Consider the following 18,210-nt stretch of genomic DNA (forward strand, 5'->3'; position numbering starts at 1 on the left):
TGCGGACTGCCTAGATTGCCGATCATGCACGACATCGACGGGTATGCCCGATGAGCGGCCGTCTCCGCGAGATCGCCCGGCAGACGGTCGCGATCGCCGAAGCCGGACGCTATCGCAACGACGCCGGTGACGACGTCGAGATCGGGGCGGCGGTACGCGCCGCGGTCGCCGGCACCCGCGAGCACCTGCCCGACGAAGTCCTCCACCTCGATGGCGCGCAGCCGGGTGCCGGCGCCGTGGAGGTGACGTACGAGTCGACGTTGCAGGCCGCCCACCGGCTCGGGTCCGGCGCGGCGTGCCTGGTGTTCGCGTCGGCGAAGAACCCGGGTGGCGGGTTCCTGGGCGGGGCGCAGGCGCAGGAGGAGAGCATCGCCCGCTCGTCGGCGCTCTACCCGTGCCTGCTCGCGGCGCCGGACTTCTACGCCTTCCACCGGGCGCAGCGGGACCTGCGGTACAGCGACCGGGTCGTCCACTCCCCGGGCGTGCCGGTGTTCCGCGACGACAAGGGCAACCTGCTCGACCGGCCGTACACCACGTCCTTCCTGACCGCGGCGGCGCCGAACCTGGGCGCGATCCTGCGCAACCAGCCGGACCGCGCCGCCGACGTGCCGGCGGTGCTGGCACGGCGCGCCCGGCGGGTGCTGGAGGTCGCGGCCGCGCACGGGCACCGGACCCTGGTGCTGGGCGCCTGGGGGTGCGGGGTGTTCCGGAACGACCCGGCCACTGTGGCGGGCGCGTTCGCCGACGCGCTCCGGGTGGTCGACCGGTTCGACCTCGTGGTGTTCGCCGTTCGCGACGGGCTGCCGGGCACTCCGGTGTACCGCACGTTCGCGGAACGCTTTTCGGTAGGTTCGTCGCATGAGTGACGACACCTTCCGGTCGGTGGAGATCGAGCGCACCAGCGTGGGCAGATACGTGGCGCGCAACGCCCGCGGCGGCGAGCTTGCGATGGGTACGGGGGAGGACGCGACCTTCACGCCGGTGGAACTGCTGCTGGCGGCCCTCGGCGGCTGCACCGCGGTGGACGTCGACCACGTGACCAGCCGGCGCGCCGAACCGACCCGGTTCGCCGTCACGGTGAGCGGCGACAAGATCCGCGACCCGGAGGCCGGCAACCGGATGGAGAACCTCACCGTCACGTTCGCGGTGACGTTCCCGGACGGTGCGGACGGCGACCGGGCCCGCGAGATGCTGCCACGTTCCCTGCGGCAGTCGCACGACCGGCTCTGCACCGTGTCCCGGACGGTGGAGCTGGGCACGCCCGTCTCCATCGTGGACGCGCCGGCCGCCCCGGAGTGAATACCTTGACACCCGTCTATGTTAACGAGAACATTGCCGTAACTTGAAGGTAATGCCGTTGCCACGAGCGTCACGGGTGAGGCGAGCCGCCGCGGCCGGCCGGTGACGACCAGGCGCAGGAGGTTCTCGGTGACAGGGACCGCTCGGAGGACGCGGACGGCGGCGGTCGTGGTGTCGGCGGCGCTGGTCCTCGCCGCGGGGGTGGTGGCCGGGACGCCCCCGGCGTCGGCGGCGACGGTCGACACGTCCGCGGCGTACGTGTTCGTGAACCGGCACAGCGGCAAGGCGATGGACCTGTACGACTGGTCGACGGCGGAGAACGCGCCGGTGAACCAGTGGACGCGCAACGACCTCGCGGTGCAGCAGTGGCAGTTCGTAGACGCCGGCGGCGGGTTCTACAAGGTGCGGTCCCGGCACAGCGGGAAGGTGCTGGAGTTGTCGGCCGGCGGCGACGGCACCCAGCTCGTGCAGAGCACCGACCGCTCGTCGGCCACCCAGCAGTTCCGGTTGCAGGACTCGGCGGGCGGGTTCGTGCGGTTCGTCAACCGGCAGTGGAACAAGGTCGTCGACGTGTGGCAGTGGTCGACCGCCGACGGTGGCCGGCTGGCCGGCTACGCCGATCTCGACGGCGCCAACCAGCAGTGGCAGCTGATCCGGCTGGGCGGCGGCACGCCCACCCCGGCGCCCACCACCCCGGCACCGGCCTACCCGCAGCCCGGCCGGGTGTCCGGCGACATCGGCGTCCACGACCCGACCGTGGTCAAGCGGCCCGACGGCACCTACCTCGTCGCGCACACCGGTGACAACGTCGCGCTGAAGACCTCCGCCGACCGGGTCACCTTCCGCAACGCGGGCGCCGTCTTCCCCGGTGGCGCGCCGTGGACCACCACGTACACCGGCGGCGCGCGCAACCTGTGGGCACCGGACCTGTCGTACCGCAACGGGCGCTACCACCTGTACTACTCGGCGTCGACGTTCGGTTCCAACCGCTCGGCGATCTTCCTGGCCACCAGCACCACCGGCGACTCCGGGAGCTGGGTCCACGAGGGACTGGTCGTCGAGTCGCGGACCACCGACGACTTCAACGCCATCGACCCGAACCTCACCGTCGACGACCAGGGCCGCTGGTGGCTCAGCTTCGGCTCGTTCTGGTCCGGCATCAAGATGATCCCGATCGACCCGGCCACCGGGCGCCGGCTCGGCAGCGCCATGCACAGCGTGGCCGCCTACGGCCCCGGCATCGAGGCGCCGGTCCTGGTCAAGCGTGGCTCCTGGTACTACCTGTACGTCTCGTTCGACCGCTGCTGCCAGGGCGCCGCCAGCACGTACCGGATCATGGTCGGTCGTTCGGCGAGCCCCACCGGGCCGTTCGTGGACCGCGCGGGCCGGGACATGCTCGCCGGGGGCGGCACGCAGATCCTGGCCTCGCACGGCAGCGTCCACGGCCCCGGCCACCAGGCCGTCCTCGCGGACACCGACGGCGACGTCCTCTTCTACCACTACTACGCCGACGACGGCGCGTCGCTGCTCGGCGTCAACCGCATCGGCTACGACGCCGCTGCCTGGCCCTACGTGTACTGAACCGGCCACCTGGGAGGGCGCACATGTCGCCTCGGCACTTCCTCCACCCGGCCCGCCGCCGTACCGGCGAACCGGCCCGCCGCCGTCTGCGGCCGATCCTGGCCGCGGCGCTCGCGCTGCTCACCACCTCGGCCGGCCTCGCCGTGCCCGGCCCCGCGCGGGCGGCGCCCGCGGTGAACTACACCAACCCGCTGGTGAACCAGCGGGCCGACCCGCACATCGTCCGGCACACCGACGGCTACTACTACATGACCGCGACGGTGCCGCAGTACGACCGGATCGTGCTCCGGCGGGCCACCACCCTGCAAGGGCTTGCCACCGCCACCGAGACGACGATCTGGCGCCGGCACACGAGCGGCGAGATGGGCGCCCACATCTGGGCTCCGGAGATCCACTTCATAAACGGCAGATGGTACGTCTACTTCGCCGCCGGGCGGACCGACGACGTGTGGCGGATCCGGATGTACGTGCTGGAGAACGCGAGCGCCAACCCGCTGACCGGCTCGTGGACCGAACGCGGCCGGATCACCACGCCGTGGGACACGTTCAGCCTGGACGCCTCGACGTTCGTGGTGAACGGGGTGCGGTATCTGACCTGGGCCCAGCAGGAGCCGGGCATCTCCACCAACTCCAACGTCTACCTCGCCCGGATGGGCGCCGAACCGTGGCAGATCACCGGCCCGGTGGCCCGGCTGGTCGTGCCGGCGTACGACTGGGAGACCCGCGGCTACCGGGTGGCCGAGGGACCGGCGGTGATCCAGCGCAACGGCCGGGTCTTCCTCACGTACTCGGCCAGCGCCACCGACGCGAACTACTGCCTCGGCATGCTCACCGCGTCGGCCGGCGCGAACCTGCTCGACGCCGCCTCCTGGAGCAAGAGCCCCACTCCGGTGTTCGCCGGCAACGCCGCCACCGGCCAGTACGGCCCCGGCCACAACTCCTTCACCGTCTCCGAGGACGGGCAGAGCGACATCCTGGTCTACCACGACCGCAACTACCGGGACATCAGCGGCGACCCGCTCGACGACCCGAACCGGCGGACCAGGATCCAGAAGCTGTACTGGAACGCCGACGGCACGCCGAACCTCGGCATCCCCGTGCCCGACGGGGCCACCCCGGTCCGGTTGCGCTCGCACGATCTCATCGCGAGCTACATCCGGCACTACGACTACCGGGCCCGGGTCGAGCCGAACGTCACGAACCTCGCCGACTCGCAGTTCCGCATCGTCCCCGGCCTCGCCGGCGCCGGATCGGTCTCGCTGGAGTCGACGAACTTCCCCGGCTACTACCTGCGTCACCGGGCCTTCGCCCTCTACGTCGAACGCGACGACGGCTCGGCCCTGTTCGACGGCGACGCGAGCTTCCAGCGCCGGCCGGGTCTGGCCGCCGCCGAAGGGCTCTCACTGGAGTCGCAGAACTACCCCGGCCGGTACGTCCGCCATCGGGACGGACTGCTCCAGCTCGAAACGGTGGGCACCGCCGCGGACCGGGGCGCCGCCACCTTCCACCTGGAGTAGGCGCCCGACAACCGCTGCGCCGGACTCGGCGTACCCCTTTCCCGGAGGTCGAACGATGCTCAACCCCGCAGTGACGGCACCGCCCGGCGCCCCACGGGTCCGGCGCCGCGCCGGCCCGGCACTGGCCCTGGTGGCGGCGCTTGCCGCCGTGGCCGGCGCCGCCGTGGTGGCCGCGCCCTCGGCGCAGGCGGCCACCATCGACACCGGCGCCTGGTACGTGCTCGTCAACCGCAACAGCGGCAAGGTTCTCGATGTCCGGGACACCTCGACCAGCGACGGCGCGGCGATCCAGCAGTGGTCCCGCAACGACGGCGAGTGGCAGCAGTTCCAGTTCGTCTCCTCCGGCAGCGGCTACTACCGCCTGAAGGCCCGCCACAGCGGCAAGGTGGTGGACCTGTGGGAGTGGAACGTCGCCGACGGCGCGGAGTACCGGCAGTGGCCCGACCTCGACGCCGCCAACCAGCAGTTCCAGGTGCGCGACTCGGACAGCGGCTACATCCGGCTGATCAACCGGCACTCCGGGAAGGCCCTGGAGGTCTGGGAACGGTCGACCGCCGACGGTGCCCGGGTCAGCCAGTACGCCGACCTCAACGGCGCCAACCAGCAGTGGCAGATGGTCCGGGTGGGCACCGGCGGCACACCGACCACCCCGCCGCCGTCCACCGGGTGCGGCAGCGGCTCCTACCAGGCCGAGGCGGTGCTCAACGGCGGCACCTGGACGGCCCGCAACGGGTCGTCGACGGTGTACTCGGGCGGGGACATGCTCGCCGCGATGCAGGCCGCGGTGAACTCGCTGCCGGCCGGCCGGACCGCCAAGCAGCGGGTGGTGGTGCGCGGCTCCGGCTCGATGAGCGCCGGGTCGCGGTTGTCGCTGCCGTCGTACACGACGCTCGCGGTCTGCGGCACGATCAACGTGACCGGCTCGGGATCGGGCGACTACGCGCCCGTCTACTCGCGGGGGACCACCGACGTCGAGGTGCAGAACCTGACCCTCACCGGGGCGCCGCTGTACGGGATCTTCATGCGCAACGTGAACAACCTGACGCTGGGGCAGATCGACATGCGGCTGTCCGGCGGCCTGGGGATCCGGATCGACAACCACGGCGGTGACCGGGCGGTCAAGGTGCGCAACGTGCGCATCGACACCGTGTACGTGTCGGGCACGGGCGCGCACGGCGTGGAGACGTACGGCGTGGACGGCCTGACCATCGGCACCGTCACCGCGCGCAACACCGGCTACTCGGGTCTGCTGCTCAACGACACGATCAACGCCACAGTGGGCACCGTCGACGCGCAGGGCGTCGGCACCGGAACCGGGTACGCGGCGTTCCGGATGGCCAACCGCAACGGCCGGATCGGTAGCTCGTACCCGACGAACATCCGGGTCGGCACCGTGATCGCGTCCGGTGGCGGGCGAGGGATCTTCTGCGTCTCGGAGTCCGGCGGCGCGGTCATCGACCGGGTGACCATCTCGAACACCGGCAACAACTCGATCCTCGTGGAGAACTGCTACAACGTCACCATCGCCGGGGTGTCCGGCACCGTGACCGGCGGCGGCGAGGTGCGGATCGCCTCGCGGACCGAGTTCCCGATCTCCTCCGGCATCCGCTTCCAGAACCTGACGGTCACCAACACCAACATCACCCAGAACCCGTGCGGCGGGGCGAACAACACGATCAGCAACGTCACACGGGTCAACTCCACGCTGACCTGGTGCTGACGATCCGGCTGCCCCGCCGGCCGGTGGTCCGCGGGGCAGCCGGTCAGTCGCGGGGCAGCACGCCGAGGAGGACCACCCGCAACGGCTTCGAGCTCCGGTTCGGCACCGGCCACCGCATCCGCGCCGCGATCCACTTCGGCGACCTGCACTTCTAGGCTCGTACGGCCGAGTACTACGGTCCCGGAGGACGCCACGAGGTCAAGGGTGATCGTCCTGCCGGCTCTGGAGTCCTCGACGCTGCTCGGGCTCGTCGTACCGGGTGAGGCGGCGATCCTGATCGGAGGGCTGGTGGCCCACGACGGCGGGCTGCCGCTGTGGGCGGTGGCCGCCGCCGGGACCGTCGGGGCGTGCCTCGGGGACCAGGCCGGGTACGCCCTGGGCCGCCGGTACGGCCCGGGAGTGCTCGCCCGCGCCCCGCGGGTGCTGCGCCGGCGCCTCGACCTGGCGCGGGCCCGGCACCTGGTCGCCCGCCACGGGGCGTGGGCGGTGGTGATCGGACGCTGGGTGGCGGTCCTGCGGGCCGTGGTCCCCGTGCTCGCGGGCACCGCCGGGATGCGCTGGCCGGTGTTCCTCCGGGCCAACCTGGCCGGTGGGCTGGTGTGGGCGACAGCCGTGGCGGTGCTGGGCTATCTGGGCGCCGCCTCCTACCGGTATCTGGAGCGGGAACTGGGTATCGGGGAGTGGGTTCTGCTGACCTTGATCACCGCCGCCGTGGCGTCGCGGATCTGGTGGGTGCGGCGGAGGGCGGCCCGCCGATGAACGGTGGCGTCAGCCGCGACCGCGTACCAGGGGCAGGAACACCTCGTCCACGATCTCGACCAGCACCTCGTCGGGGACGGAGGGGACGCCGCGCATCGCGTACTCGGCGCGCAGCAGCATCATCGGTACCGTCGCCACCCGGTGACGGACGGCCGCCGCCGGCGCCTCGCCCCGGGCCGCGGCCCGTTCCAGCATCCCGATCCAGGCGCGGTCCATGGTGTCGGCGCCGGACCGTTCACGCATGAGCGTGAGCAGTTCCGGGTCGTCGGCGGCGGCGGCGAGCAGGCCGCGCAGGACGGCCCCGTGCGGGGACGACCACGTCTCGTTTGCCAGCCGGAGCATCTCGAGCGCGTCGCCTCGCAGCGTGCCCGTGTCCGGGTTCGGCATGGCCGCGTCGGACAGGTGGCGGTACGCCGCGACGCCCAGCGCCGCCCGGTGCGGCCACCGGCGGTAGATGGCGTTCTTGTTGGTCCCGGCGCGGGCGGCGACCCGGTCCATCGTCATTCCCGCGTATCCGGACTCGCGCAGTTCCTCCGCCGCGGCCCGCAGGATCGCCTGTTCCAGTTCCTCGCCCCGTCGCCTCCTGCTCATGCCTTGCAGGGTACGCGCCGTACCTTATAGGGTACGGCGCGTACCCTAAGAGCGGAGTTCTCGATGCGCGTCTTCGGCATGAACTACGACACCGGCTTCGTCAGCGCCGGATCCACCACCCACGAGCCGTTCGACCCCGACGTCGTGCGCAGCGACCTGCGTGTCATCCGCGACGAGCTGCGTTGCGACGCGGTCCGCGTCACCGGCGGCGTGCAGGACCGGCTGGAGCTGACCGCGCGGCTGGCGGCCGAGGCGGGGCTCGAGGTGTGGTACTGCCCGTTCACCAACGGCCTGGACCGCGACGGTCTCATGGCGTTCCTGCTCGACGGCGCCGAGCGGGCCGAGCGGCTGCGGCGTGACGGCGCCCCGGTCGTCTACCTCACCGGTTCCGAGATCTCCCTGTTCACCGACGGCTTCCTGCCCGGCCGTGACCTGACCGAGCGCATGGCGGTGTTCACCGACCCGATGCGGATGCGGGAGGCGGTCCCGGCCGCGCGGGCCGCGGTGCGCGACTTCCTCGCGGAAGCGGTACCAGCGGTGCGGGAACGCTTCGGCGGCCCCGTCGGGTACGCCTCGATCCCGCTCGAAGACGTCGACTGGACGGCCATCGACATCGTCGCCAGCGACGCCGGCTACCGCGACGCGACCAACTCCGCGGTGTTCCCGCAGTCCCTGGCGGCGGCCGTGGGACAGGGCAAGCCGTACGCGGCGACCGAGTTCGGCTGCTGCACGTTCCGCGGCGCGGCCGACGTCGCGGGCGCGACGGAGCCGGTGGCCTACGACGAGCACGGCCGTGCGGCGAAGCTCACCGCGGAACTGGAGCGCGACGAGGACGGCCAGGCACGCTACCTCGTCGACCTGCTGCGCGACTACGAGGCCGGCGGGGCGGAGGCGGCGTTCGTGTACACGTTCGCGAACCGGCACCTGCCGACCACCGGCGACCCCGGGCACGACTACGACCTGGCGTCACGGGGGATCGTGCGCGTGCTGCCGGACGGCTCGTGGACGCCCAAGGCCGCCTTCCACGCCCTGGCCGAATACGGCCGCGCCCGTGCGCTGAGCCGGACCGAATTCGGTGGTGGCGATCGCGGCGGGCGGGCAAGGTAGGACTGCACACCGGCGGCGAGCGCCGCCACGACGACGATCACCAGGAGAGACGATGCGAGCAGCTTCCACGCTTCGGACCCTTGCCCGTCCTACCGTGGAGCTCCGCCTTGGCCCTGTTGAACCTCGGAATCGTCGCGCATGTTGACGCCGGAAAGACCAGCCTGACCGAACGCCTGCTCTACGAGGCGGGCGCCGTGTCCGAGCCGGGCAGCGTCGACGCCGGCACGACCCGGACCGACTCGATGGACCTGGAACGCCGCCGCGGCATCACCATCCGCGCGGCCGTCACGTCGATCACCATCGGCGACCTGAGCATCAACCTGCTCGACACCCCCGGCCACCCCGACTTCATCGCGGAGGTCGAGCGGTCCCTGGCCGTCCTCGACGCCGCCGTGCTCGTGGTGTCCAGCGTGGAGGGCGTCCAGCCGCAGACCGTCGCGATCTGGCGGGCGCTGCGCCGCATCGGCGTACCGACCGTGTTCTTCTTCAACAAGGTCGACCGTGGCGGCGCCGACGTGGACCGGGTGACGGCCCAGGTGCGGCATCGGCTCGGAGCGCGGCCGGTGCTTCTCGGCACGGTCACCGGCCAGGGCCGCCGCGAGGCCCGGGTGCAGGCCGTGGACCTCGACGCCGAACCCGTGGTGGCGGAGGTGGCCGAGGTCGACGACGCGGTGGCTGCGCGCTGGCTGACCGACCGGCCGGCGCGCGTCCGCGACGTCCGGCGGGCGCTCCGCCGCGCGGTCCGCCGCGCCGAGCTGGTCCCCGCGGTGTGCGGTTCGGCGATCACCGGCGCCGGGGTACGCCAGTTGTGCGACGTCCTGGCCGACCTGCTGCCGTACGGCGAGACACGGGACGGCCCGCCGGCGGGCACCGTCTTCGCCGTCGACCGGGACGGGCACGGCCGGCGCGTCTGGCTGCGGCTGTGGTCCGGGCGGCTGCGGGTGCGGGACCGGGTGCGGCTCACCGGCGGCCGTCCGGAGCCGGTGACCGAGATCGCCGTCATCGAGCCCGAGGGCATGCTGGTGCGCCGGTCGGTCTCCGCCGGGCAGATCGCGGCGGTACGCGGGGTGTCGGCCCGGATCGGCCAGCACATCGGCGACCCGCCGCGGCGGCACGCCTACCGGTTCCCGCCGCCGACCCGGCAGGCGGTCGTCGAGCCGGTCGACCCGGCGCAGCGCCTGGCGATGTTCGCCGGCCTGGCCGAGCTGGCCGACGAGGACCCGCTCGTGGACCTGCGCCTCGACGAGCAGCAGGCCGAGGCGGTGATCCGCCTGCACGGCGAGGTCCAGAAGGAGGTGCTGGCCGCCCTGATGGAGGACCGGTACGGCGTCCGGGTGCGGTTCTCCGGCACGCTCACCGCCTGCATCGAGCGGGTCGCCGGCACCGGCGGCGCCGAGGAGCGGGTACGGGAGCGCGGCAACCCGTACCTGGCCGGGCTGGGGTTGCGCATCGAGGCCGCCCCGGCCGGGCACGGCATCGAGTTCCGTCCCGGGATCGAGCCGGGCCGGCTGCCGCCGGCGTTCGTCGCCGCCACCGAGGAGGGCGTGCGGGCGGCGCTGCGCCAGGGCCGGCACGGGTGGCCGGTCACCGACTGCACCGTCACCATGACGGCGTCCCGGTACTGGCCCCGGCAGAGCCGGCCGCACCAGAAGTTCGACAAGTCGATCTCGACGGTGGCGGCGGACTTCCGCAACCTCGCCCCGGTCGTGGTCGCCGCCGCGCTGCGGCAGGCCGGCACGCGGGTGTGCCAGCCGATCGAGCGGTTCGACGTCAACCTCCCCCGGCACACCGTGGAGACGGTGCTGGCGCTGCTCGGCCGGCTCGGAGCGGTCGTCCACGACACCGGGGTCGCGGGCGGATACCTGGAGGTGAGCGGCACGCTGCCGTCCGCCCGGGTGCCGCGGGTCGTCGCCGCCCTGCCCGACCTCACCGGCGGCGAGGCGGTCCTGACCACCACCTTCGACCACTACGCGCCGGTCACCGGCGAGGAACCGCCGAGGCTGCCCCGGCGCGGGCCCGACCCGGACGACCGGGAGGCGTGGTTCCGGGCCGTACCGAGGTAGGCGGCGACGGGAGCGCTGCGGCGATAGGATCACCGGCGCCCGCCGCCGCCCGTACCCGTTGGAGCCCCGCTGTCAGCGCAGCCGGCCACCCGCCCCGCCCGGCGTGTCCGCCGGGTGCTGGCCGCGGTGTGCCTGCTCGTCGTGGCCGGGCTGCCCGCCGGGTCGTCGGGCGCCGGCGCCACCGGCACGGGAACGCTGCGGGTGCTCCAGATGAACCTGTGCAACAGCGGCCGGGCCGGCTGTTACACCGGCCGGGCCGTCCGCCAGGCCGCCGACGTGATCGCCGCCGAGGCGCCCGACGTGGTCACGCTCAACGAGATCTGCCGCGACGACGTGGTGACGCTGGAGCGGACGCTGCGGGCCGCCCGTGCCGGTGGGACGGTGGTGTCCGCGTTCCAGGCCGCCGGTGACCGCCCCTCCCGCGGTCCCACCCGGTGCAACAACGGCGAGCCGTACGGGATCGGGCTGCTGACCCGCCTCGACGGCCGTGACGCCCGGCCGTCGGTGCACCGGGGGACCTACCCGGCGCAGGACCTCGCCGACCCGGAGGAGCGGGTGTGGCTGTGCGTCCGGGCCGCCGGGCTCCACGCCTGCACCACGCACCTGGCGAACACCAGCGCCGAGGTCGCGCTGGCCCAGTGCGGGCATCTGCTCGGCGCGGTGGTGCCGGGCGTCCGGGGCGACGCCGGGACCGCGCCGGCCGTCGTCGGCGGTGACCTCAACCTCCGTGCCGGTGGCACGCCGGACGTGCGCTCGTGCGTGCCGGCCGGCTACCGGCGGATCGACGACGGCGCCCGGCAGCAGATCGTGGCGTCGAGCGGCGTGACGATCTGCTGCCGCCGCGCGGTGGACATGCGCGGCACGACCGACCATCCGGCGCTGCTGGCGACCATGATCCGCTCGTGTTCCGTGCCGCCACCGGGACGGTACTGACCGGGGTCTCCGGACGCGCGGTGGAATTGGTCCGCCGCCCGTGCAACGTCCCGGGTGGGTCTGGCCGTTCTACCTCCGTCACGAGGAGGCAGTCGATTGAAAGCCGAAGACGAGCAAGCGTTCCGCGAGTTCGTGACGTCACAGATGGCGTCCCTGCGCAAGCTGGCGTACATGACCTGCGGCGACTGGCACGCCGCGGAGGACGCCGTGGCCAACGCGCTGGTCAAGCTCTATCCACGCTGGCGGAAGCTGGAACGGCCCGATCTCTACGTCAAGACCATGGTCTACCGGGCCGCGATCGACGAGACCCGCCGGCCCTGGCGGCGCGAGCGGTCGGCCGGCGACGCCATGCCGGACGCCACGGTGCGGGACACGGCGGCGACGACCGACGAGCGGATGCGCCTGCGGGCGGCGCTCGAAACCGTGCCGGCGCGGCAGCGGGCCGCCGTGGTGCTGCGGCACTACCTGGACCTGAGCCTGGAGGACACGGCCGCCGTGCTCGGCTGCACGGTCGGCACGGCCAAGAGCCAGGTCTCCCGTGGGCTGGCGAAGCTGCGCGAGTCCCTCGGCGGCGAACACCTCAATCTCACCGGCAGGCCGATAGGGGAGTGGACCAATGCAGTTGCGTGAACTGGTGGACGCCGTGACCGGCGACGAGCCGCCGATGGGCCGTACCGTCGACGACATCGTCGCGGCCGGGCGGCGCGCCGAACGGCGCCGCCGGACCCGGTTCGCCACAGCCGGCGCGGCGGGCCTCGTCGCGGTGGCGGTCGCCGCCGCGATCACGGTGCCGACCCTGGACGCGAGGCGCACCTCCTCGGCGCTGTCCGGGGCGCCGCGTCCGGGCGTCAGCCCCTGGCCGGACGCCTCGCCGTTCACCTTCACCTTCACCGGGTACGACGCCGGCACGCTGCACGTGCAGGACCCGATCGTCGTGTCGACCGCGTACCAGATCGCCCCCGTCTACTCCGACCGGCACACCTCGAACGACAAGCCCGTCAGCCGGGACGAGGCGATCGAGCAGGAGAATACGGCCCGGGCGAAGCCGAGGCTCTGGGCCTACCTGACCGTCTACCGGCCCGGCGCCTTCGATCCGGCAGCGATCAAGGACGGCCGGAGCGTCCGGGTGGCCGGGCGCAGGGCGGTGCAGGCGACGCTGCCGTTCGGCCTCGACCCGCGCAACCCGGTGGAGCCGGGCAACAAGCTGTTCGCCTGGGAGTACGCCCACAACGCCTGGGCCGCCGTCACGTCGATCTCCGGCGACACGGCGACGCCGAGCTTCGCGGACCTGAGCGGCCTGGTCGCGGGCCTGAAGCCGGCCGGGCCGACGCCGGCTCCGCTGCCGTTCACGGTGGGCTACCTGCCGCGGGGTTACGTGCCGCTCCAGGTGGGCACGCACGCCATGCCCGGCCTGAGCGGCATCGCCACCGCCCGCGCCGGTGACTACGGCGGCGCGACGTACACCAGGCCGCCTCTGCGGACCTCGGGCCTGACGGCGCCGTTCGACTCGGTCGAGGGCGGGATCAGGGACGGGTTCCACATCTTCGTCACGCCGAGCACCAGCTCCAACCAGTCACCGGAGCCCGGTGCGACGAGGTGCTATCCGGGTGCGGCCCGCAGAGGCGGGTTCTGCAACGTCTGGAGCGCCGACGGCAGTGTCGTGGTCCAGGTCAGCTCCGAGGGCGTCGGCGGCCAGCTGCCCCAGGCCGAGCTGCTGCGGATCGCCGAGGGGATCACCGTCGCCGACGACGTGCGGGACGAGTCGACCTGGACGCCCGCCGGGGACGCCCTGACACCCTGACCCGGGGGAACGCCCCGGTGACGGTGGGAGCGGCCGGACCGCTCCCACCGTCACCGCCTGATCTACAGGAACCGCCAGCGCTGGTGCGCGGCCCCGGTGTCGTCGGCGAGGACCGCCTGCGCGCCCTGGGCGCCGGAGCCGCCGCTGAGCCCGAGCACCCGGCCCCCGTTCGCGCACTGGATCCGGAACCAGCCGCCTCCGCCGTGCCGCAGCCGCCACCTGTGGTCGGCGGTGCCGTTGTCGGCCCACTGGACGATCCGGGCGCCGGCCGCTGTCGAGCCGCCCTCGACGCCCAGCACCTTGCCGCTGTTGCCGTTGCGCAGCCGCAGGTAGCCGCCGGTGTCCACCAGGGCCGTCCAGAGGTGGTCGGCGGTGCCGGTGTCGCCCCACTGGACGACCAGCCCGCCGTCGGCGGTGGACATGTTCTGTACGCCGAGCACCAGCCCGCTGCCGAGGTTCTGGATCCGCCGCGCCCCGTTGGGCAGGAACCGCCACTGGTTGTCCAGGCTGCCGTTGTCCGGGTCCTGCACGGCGAACGCGCCCTGGGCGGTCGAACCGCCGGAGATGCCGAGCAGCTTGCCGGTGTGCACGTTGCGCAGCTTGTGGCTGCCGTCGCCGACGTCGACGACGGTCCACAGGTGGTCGGCGGTGCCGTTGTCCGCCCACTGGAGGATCCGCGCTCCGTCCGCCGTGGACATGTTCTCCACCCCCAGCACCTTGCCGCTGTTGACGTTGCGCAGCCGCAGCGCCGACCCGTCGACGACGAGCTGCCAGTCGTGGTCGGCGGTGCCGGTGTCGCCCCACTGGAGCGCGAGCCCACCGTCGGCGGTGGACATGTTCTGGATGCCGAGCACGAGGCCGCTCGCCGCGTTGGCGAGCCGGAAGCTCGCCTCCCCGCCGCCGGCGCCCGCGCCGACCCGCCAGTAGACCGTGTAGTTGTGCCCGTGGGCGTCGTAGAACGGGCCGAGGTTGACGGTGGCGCCGTCCGCCCGCGCGGTGAACGCGAGACTGCCGGTGCCGGTACGGGTGACCGAGGCGGGGTCCAGCGTCGGCAGGCCGCTCAACGTGGTGTTGCCGTAGTTGCCGGAGAGCACCACCGGCCCGTACGTGACGGCCTGCACCGCGGCGTCGTCGTTGGCGGCCACCGTGGCGACCCGCATCGGCAGCCGGACCGTGACCGTGTCGCCGGAGGTCCAGGCGCGGGTCAGGACGGCGTAGCTGCCCGGCGTGGTGGCGATGCCCGCCGCGACGCCGTTGACGCTGACGGACGCCCCGCTGGTCCACGCCGGGATCCGGATCCGCATGGTCCACGAGCCGCTCACCGAACCGGTGACGGTGAGCGTCGTGGTGTCGCCGACCGGGTACGAGGTGGCCTGCGTGACGGTGATGCCGCGCTGACTCCAGGTGAGCACCGAGGGGACGAACAGGTTGACCGTCAGCGTGGTGTCGTTGTGGAAGTAGATCGCGTCCGCGAGCGTCGTGTTGGTCTCCAGCCCGGTGCCCTGGCAGCACCAGAAGGAGTTGTAGTCGGTGCTCCAGGTGCCGCCGCCCCACGCCGGGCCGACACCGCGCCGCCCGCCCGGGTTGAGCGGGGTGAAGTACGTGACGTGGCCGTGCGCGTCGGCCGGGTTCTGCTGGCCGATCATGTGGTTGAGCAGCGCGCGTTCGTAGAAGTCGGCGTACGCGACCCGGTCCGGGTCGAGCTGCCACAGCTCCCGGGTCAGCTTGAGCATGTTGTACGTGTTGCACGCCTCGCAGGTGTCGTTGCGCAGGTAGCCGGCGATCGCGTTCGGGGCGCGGAAGTGCTCGGCCTGGCTGTTGCCGCCGATGGCGTACGTGTGGGCGCCGACCGTGATGGCCCACGCGTTCACGGCGATGTCCCGGTAGCGGGTGGCGCCGGTGGCCTTGTACTCCCGGGCCGCGCCGATCCACTTGGGCACCTGCGTGTTGGCGTGCAGCCCGTTGAGCTGGTCGGAGTTCGCGGCGAGCGGGTTGAACACGGCGGCGTGGTCGAACCGCTGCGCGACGGTGAGCCACCGGCCGTCACCGGTCTGCTGGTAGAGGTCGGTGAGCACCGCGTTCATGCCGCCGAACTCGGTGCCGAGCATGGCCTGCATCTGGGCCGAGGTGAGCCGGCCGGTGCGCTGGTCGACCCAGCCGGCCAGCGCCAGCAGCACGTCCCGGGCCTGGGTGCTGCCGATCAACCGCCACACGTCCAGCAGCCCGGCGAGCGTCTTGTGGATGCAGTAGTAGGGGACGTTGCCGTTGCTCAGCGTTCGGGCCTCCAGCGCGGTGAAGTCGGACTCGGGGAAGCCGGACAGGTATCCGGCGCTGAACCCGGCCGCGCCGTTGTTGGCCTGGCAGCGGGCCAGCTCGGCGACCATGGTGAGCGCCTTGTCCCGGCAGGTGGTGTCGCCGAGCACCGCCCACGCCTGTGCCCAGGCGGTCAGGAAGTGCCCCTGCATGTGGGTGCGGAACGGGAAGTTCGGCGCGTCCCAGCCGCCGTTGGCGGCGGCGCCGCCGGTGGACAGGCGGTGGTTGGCCCGGAAGTTGTAGAGCAGCCGGTTCACGTCGACGAAGCGCAGGTAGGCGACCGTACGGTTCTGGTTGTCCTGCCAGCGGCCGGCGGTCAGCCGTACCTGGCCCGGGTCGAACGCGTACGCGGACACGCCGATGTCGGGGCGGGCCGGTGGCAGCGCGGCGTGTGCCGTACCGCCTGCGGCGACGGACCCGGCGGCGGCGCCGGCGGTGGCCGCGACGGCTGTGGCGGCGGTGGTGCGCAGGACGAAGCGGCGGTTCACCAGGGGAGCGGGCATGTCGGCCTCCGTGGCGGGGGACGGTGGGGGACGGTGGTGGTGGTGGGGAACGGTTACGCGGTGACCCGGAACGTGGCGTCCTGGCGGTCGATCGCGGGGGAGCCGGCGCCGAGCGGGTCGATGCGCAGCCGGTAGTCGTAGTGCCGCAGGTAGCGGGTGGGGAAGTTGTGCGAGCGGAACGACGACCAGGTGCCGTCCGCCAGGCCGGCGGTGCGGTGGAACGTGGCGTCGGCGCGGAACGTGGCGGTGCCGTCGTCCGGGTCGAGCCGGACCGCGTAGTCGTAGTGCCGCAGGTAGTTGCCGGGATAGTTGACCGACTCGAACGAGACGCCGGCGGAGTCGGCCAGGCCGGGGACCATGCGCCACATCTGGTCCTGGTAGGGGTCGAACGGGTACGCGTCGACGCGGGCGATCCGGTCGGCGTGCCGGACGTAGCGGTCGGGGAGGTTCGACGACTTGAGCCGGACCCAGTTCGGCGTGCCCCAGCGGTTGACCATGCCGGCGTACTCGGCGTCGCTGATGCCGATCATCGATCCGTGCTTGGAGTTCAGCGGCGGGGTGTAGTCGCGCTGGTTCAGCGGCGTCCACGAGTTGCCCGAGATGGTGGTCGTGGACCAGGCGTAGTAGTCGTTGTTGACCGGGCTGAACGAGTCGCCCCACAGCCGCCAGCCGCCCTCGTTCGTGCGCAGCAGCAGCGGCGCCTCGATCGCGTTTCCCTGCCGCAGGCCGCTGGTGTACGTGGTGAAGCTGTTCGGCGCGCCGGTGGCGGACCGGGCGCCGTACAGGTAGCCGTCGTCGAGGTTCTTGTAGTAGAGGTACGTGGTGCCGCCGTCGACGACCACGTCGCCGTCGAGCACGCCGAAGCCCGGGCTGAAGTAGACCTGCGGGGCGCTGACGGTGCGGAAGTCGCTCGTGTAGTTGACGAACAGCACGTCCCGGCCGTTGTTGGCGGAGTAGACGATCGCGTACTGGCCGCGGGCGGCGTCCCAGAACGCGGTCGGCGCCCACGTGTGGGTGTCGAGCGTGTGCATCCGGATGCGCCGGTAGCCGGTGAACGCGGTGAGGTCGGTGGAGTCCCACACGTGCAGGTACTGGCTGGTCAGCCCCCAGTTGGTGCCCTTGAGGTCGGTGGCCAGCACCACGAACGTCCCGTCGGTCCTGCGCAGCACGAACGGGTCGCGCAGGCCGAGCTGCCCGGCGGTCGGGGTGACCACGGGATTGTTCTGGTTCAGCGGGGTCCAGTTGAGGGCGTCCCGGCTGACGGCCAGGTGCAGGCCGTAGTCGGCGCCGACGCCGTTCGGCGTCTCGGTGAAGTACGCCATCGCGTAGGCGGTGTTCGGCGCGGCGAGTGCGCCGCGGGGCAGGCTGAGCGCGCCGGATGCGGCGGCGGCGGCGGACAGGGCGCCGACTGTGAACGCGCGTCGGGTCAGGGGCACGAGGGGGCCTTTCTCTGCGGGGAGATGTCGGCCGAGTTAACGCTAACAACGCCCTCTAGCCTGGCGTTTACATAGCTGACTGTCAATCGATTCGCAGCGTTAACGCGGCCGGCCCGTCCGCCGGAGGGTGGCGGTCTCCACGACCACGACGGCGATCAGCAGCGCGGCCATCAGCGCGGAGCCGGCCAGCAGCGGCAGCCGGTGGGCCAGCAGTCCCAGCGCCACCAGCGCCACCAGCCCGGCCGGCCGGTGCCAGGACACCCGGTGATGGACGGCCGCCGCGAGCAGGATCCAGCCGATCAGGAACAGCGCCGGGCCCCTGAGCGTCACCAGGAACGCGGCCGGGTCGCGGGACAGCGGCTCGGCGATCATCACCTTCGCGCCGACGGCGGCGGCCACCACGCCCGCCACCATCACCAGGTGCAGGTAGCCGGCCAGCAGGCCCAGCCGGCTCCCGGCCGGCCCGAGCGCGTCGATCACCGTACCCAGGTCGAAGAAGAGTTCCAGGAACGACGCCCGGCGGGAGGCCTCACGTGGCCGCAGCAGATGTCCTCGCAGCCCACTCGCCATCCGGTCCCCTCGGTACG

16 protein-coding genes are annotated in these 18,210 nt (G+C 72.7%); 12 read left to right on the forward strand and 4 right to left on the reverse strand.

Annotated elements, in window-relative coordinates; all coding sequences use genetic code 11:
* The first annotated feature begins 50 nt into the window (after positions 1 to 50).
* The 7 genes from M8C11_RS06160 (at position 51) to M8C11_RS06190 (ending at position 6,876) form a co-directional block, all read left to right on the forward strand.
* Positions 51 to 866 (forward strand): TIGR02452 family protein, encoded by an 816-nt coding sequence (locus M8C11_RS06160; RefSeq protein ID WP_252448729.1) that lies wholly within the window; start codon positions 51 to 53, stop codon positions 864 to 866.
* Complete coding sequence (locus M8C11_RS06165) at positions 859 to 1,299, forward strand: OsmC family protein (protein ID WP_252448730.1); 441 nt, start codon at positions 859 to 861, stop codon at positions 1,297 to 1,299. Before M8C11_RS06160 ends, M8C11_RS06165 begins: the two co-directional genes overlap by 8 nt.
* A 129-nt stretch (positions 1,300 to 1,428) precedes the next feature.
* Entirely contained in the window at positions 1,429 to 2,880 is a 1,452-nt protein-coding gene (locus M8C11_RS06170; protein WP_252448731.1) for a family 43 glycosylhydrolase, read from the forward strand.
* Positions 2,881 to 2,903: 23 nt separating this feature from the next.
* Positions 2,904 to 4,397: a family 43 glycosylhydrolase gene (locus M8C11_RS06175; protein ID WP_252448732.1), complete on the forward strand. Its 1,494-nt coding sequence runs from the start codon at positions 2,904 to 2,906 to the stop codon at positions 4,395 to 4,397.
* Positions 4,398 to 4,452: 55 nt separating this feature from the next.
* Complete coding sequence (locus M8C11_RS06180; RefSeq protein ID WP_252448733.1) at positions 4,453 to 6,117, forward strand: RICIN domain-containing protein; 1,665 nt, start codon at positions 4,453 to 4,455, stop codon at positions 6,115 to 6,117.
* On the forward strand, positions 6,111 to 6,272 hold the full coding sequence (locus tag M8C11_RS06185; RefSeq protein ID WP_252448734.1) for a hypothetical protein: 162 nt from the start codon (positions 6,111 to 6,113) through the stop codon (positions 6,270 to 6,272). The genes M8C11_RS06180 and M8C11_RS06185 overlap by 7 nt, the downstream gene beginning before the upstream one ends.
* Before the next feature lie 49 nt (positions 6,273 to 6,321).
* Positions 6,322 to 6,876: a DedA family protein gene (locus tag M8C11_RS06190; protein WP_252448735.1), complete on the forward strand. Its 555-nt coding sequence runs from the start codon at positions 6,322 to 6,324 to the stop codon at positions 6,874 to 6,876.
* A 9-nt stretch (positions 6,877 to 6,885) separates the two neighbouring features.
* On the opposite strand, the gene M8C11_RS06195 is transcribed toward M8C11_RS06190, so the two are convergent.
* A complete protein-coding gene (locus M8C11_RS06195) occupies positions 6,886 to 7,467 on the reverse strand; it encodes a TetR/AcrR family transcriptional regulator (RefSeq protein WP_013285698.1) in 582 nt (193 codons plus the stop codon).
* Between the two features lie 63 nt (positions 7,468 to 7,530).
* Here M8C11_RS06195 and M8C11_RS06200 point away from each other — a divergent pair, with 63 nt between their 5' ends.
* The 5 genes from M8C11_RS06200 to M8C11_RS06220 all read left to right on the forward strand — a co-directional run bounded on the left by M8C11_RS06200 (position 7,531) and on the right by M8C11_RS06220 (position 13,371).
* A complete protein-coding gene (locus M8C11_RS06200) occupies positions 7,531 to 8,574 on the forward strand; it encodes a hypothetical protein (protein ID WP_252448736.1) in 1,044 nt (347 codons plus the stop codon).
* A gap of 107 nt (positions 8,575 to 8,681) precedes the next feature.
* Positions 8,682 to 10,637 carry a translation factor GTPase family protein gene (locus tag M8C11_RS06205; RefSeq protein WP_252448737.1) on the forward strand — a complete coding sequence of 652 codons (1,956 nt, stop codon included), beginning with the start codon at positions 8,682 to 8,684 and terminating at the stop codon, positions 10,635 to 10,637.
* A gap of 114 nt (positions 10,638 to 10,751) precedes the next feature.
* Positions 10,752 to 11,570 carry an endonuclease/exonuclease/phosphatase family protein gene (locus M8C11_RS06210; RefSeq protein WP_252448738.1) on the forward strand — a complete coding sequence of 273 codons (819 nt, stop codon included), beginning with the start codon at positions 10,752 to 10,754 and terminating at the stop codon, positions 11,568 to 11,570.
* Between the two features lie 54 nt (positions 11,571 to 11,624).
* Positions 11,625 to 12,200: a SigE family RNA polymerase sigma factor gene (locus M8C11_RS06215; protein WP_308212725.1), complete on the forward strand. Its 576-nt coding sequence runs from the start codon at positions 11,625 to 11,627 to the stop codon at positions 12,198 to 12,200.
* Entirely contained in the window at positions 12,187 to 13,371 is a 1,185-nt protein-coding gene (locus tag M8C11_RS06220) for a hypothetical protein (RefSeq protein WP_252448740.1), read from the forward strand. The genes M8C11_RS06215 and M8C11_RS06220 overlap by 14 nt, the downstream gene beginning before the upstream one ends.
* 62 nt (positions 13,372 to 13,433) lie before the next feature.
* Here the strand turns inward: M8C11_RS06220 and M8C11_RS06225 are convergent, their stop codons facing one another.
* The 3 genes from M8C11_RS06225 to M8C11_RS06235 all read right to left on the reverse strand — a co-directional run bounded on the left by M8C11_RS06225 (position 13,434) and on the right by M8C11_RS06235 (position 18,193).
* Positions 13,434 to 16,187 carry a beta-L-arabinofuranosidase domain-containing protein gene (locus M8C11_RS06225; RefSeq protein ID WP_252448741.1) on the reverse strand — a complete coding sequence of 918 codons (2,754 nt, stop codon included), beginning with the start codon at positions 16,185 to 16,187 and terminating at the stop codon, positions 13,434 to 13,436.
* 53 nt (positions 16,188 to 16,240) lie between these two features.
* Positions 16,241 to 17,623: a glycoside hydrolase family 43 protein gene (locus M8C11_RS06230; RefSeq protein ID WP_252448742.1), complete on the reverse strand. Its 1,383-nt coding sequence runs from the start codon at positions 17,621 to 17,623 to the stop codon at positions 16,241 to 16,243.
* Between the two features lie 99 nt (positions 17,624 to 17,722).
* Positions 17,723 to 18,193, reverse strand: a complete 471-nt coding sequence (locus M8C11_RS06235; protein WP_252448743.1) for a low temperature requirement protein A — start codon at positions 18,191 to 18,193, stop codon at positions 17,723 to 17,725.
* Positions 18,194 to 18,210: the final 17 nt, after the last annotated feature.

The organism is Micromonospora sp. CPM1 (assembly GCF_023896895.1).
Lineage (GTDB): Bacteria > Actinomycetota > Actinomycetes > Mycobacteriales > Micromonosporaceae > Micromonospora > Micromonospora tulbaghiae.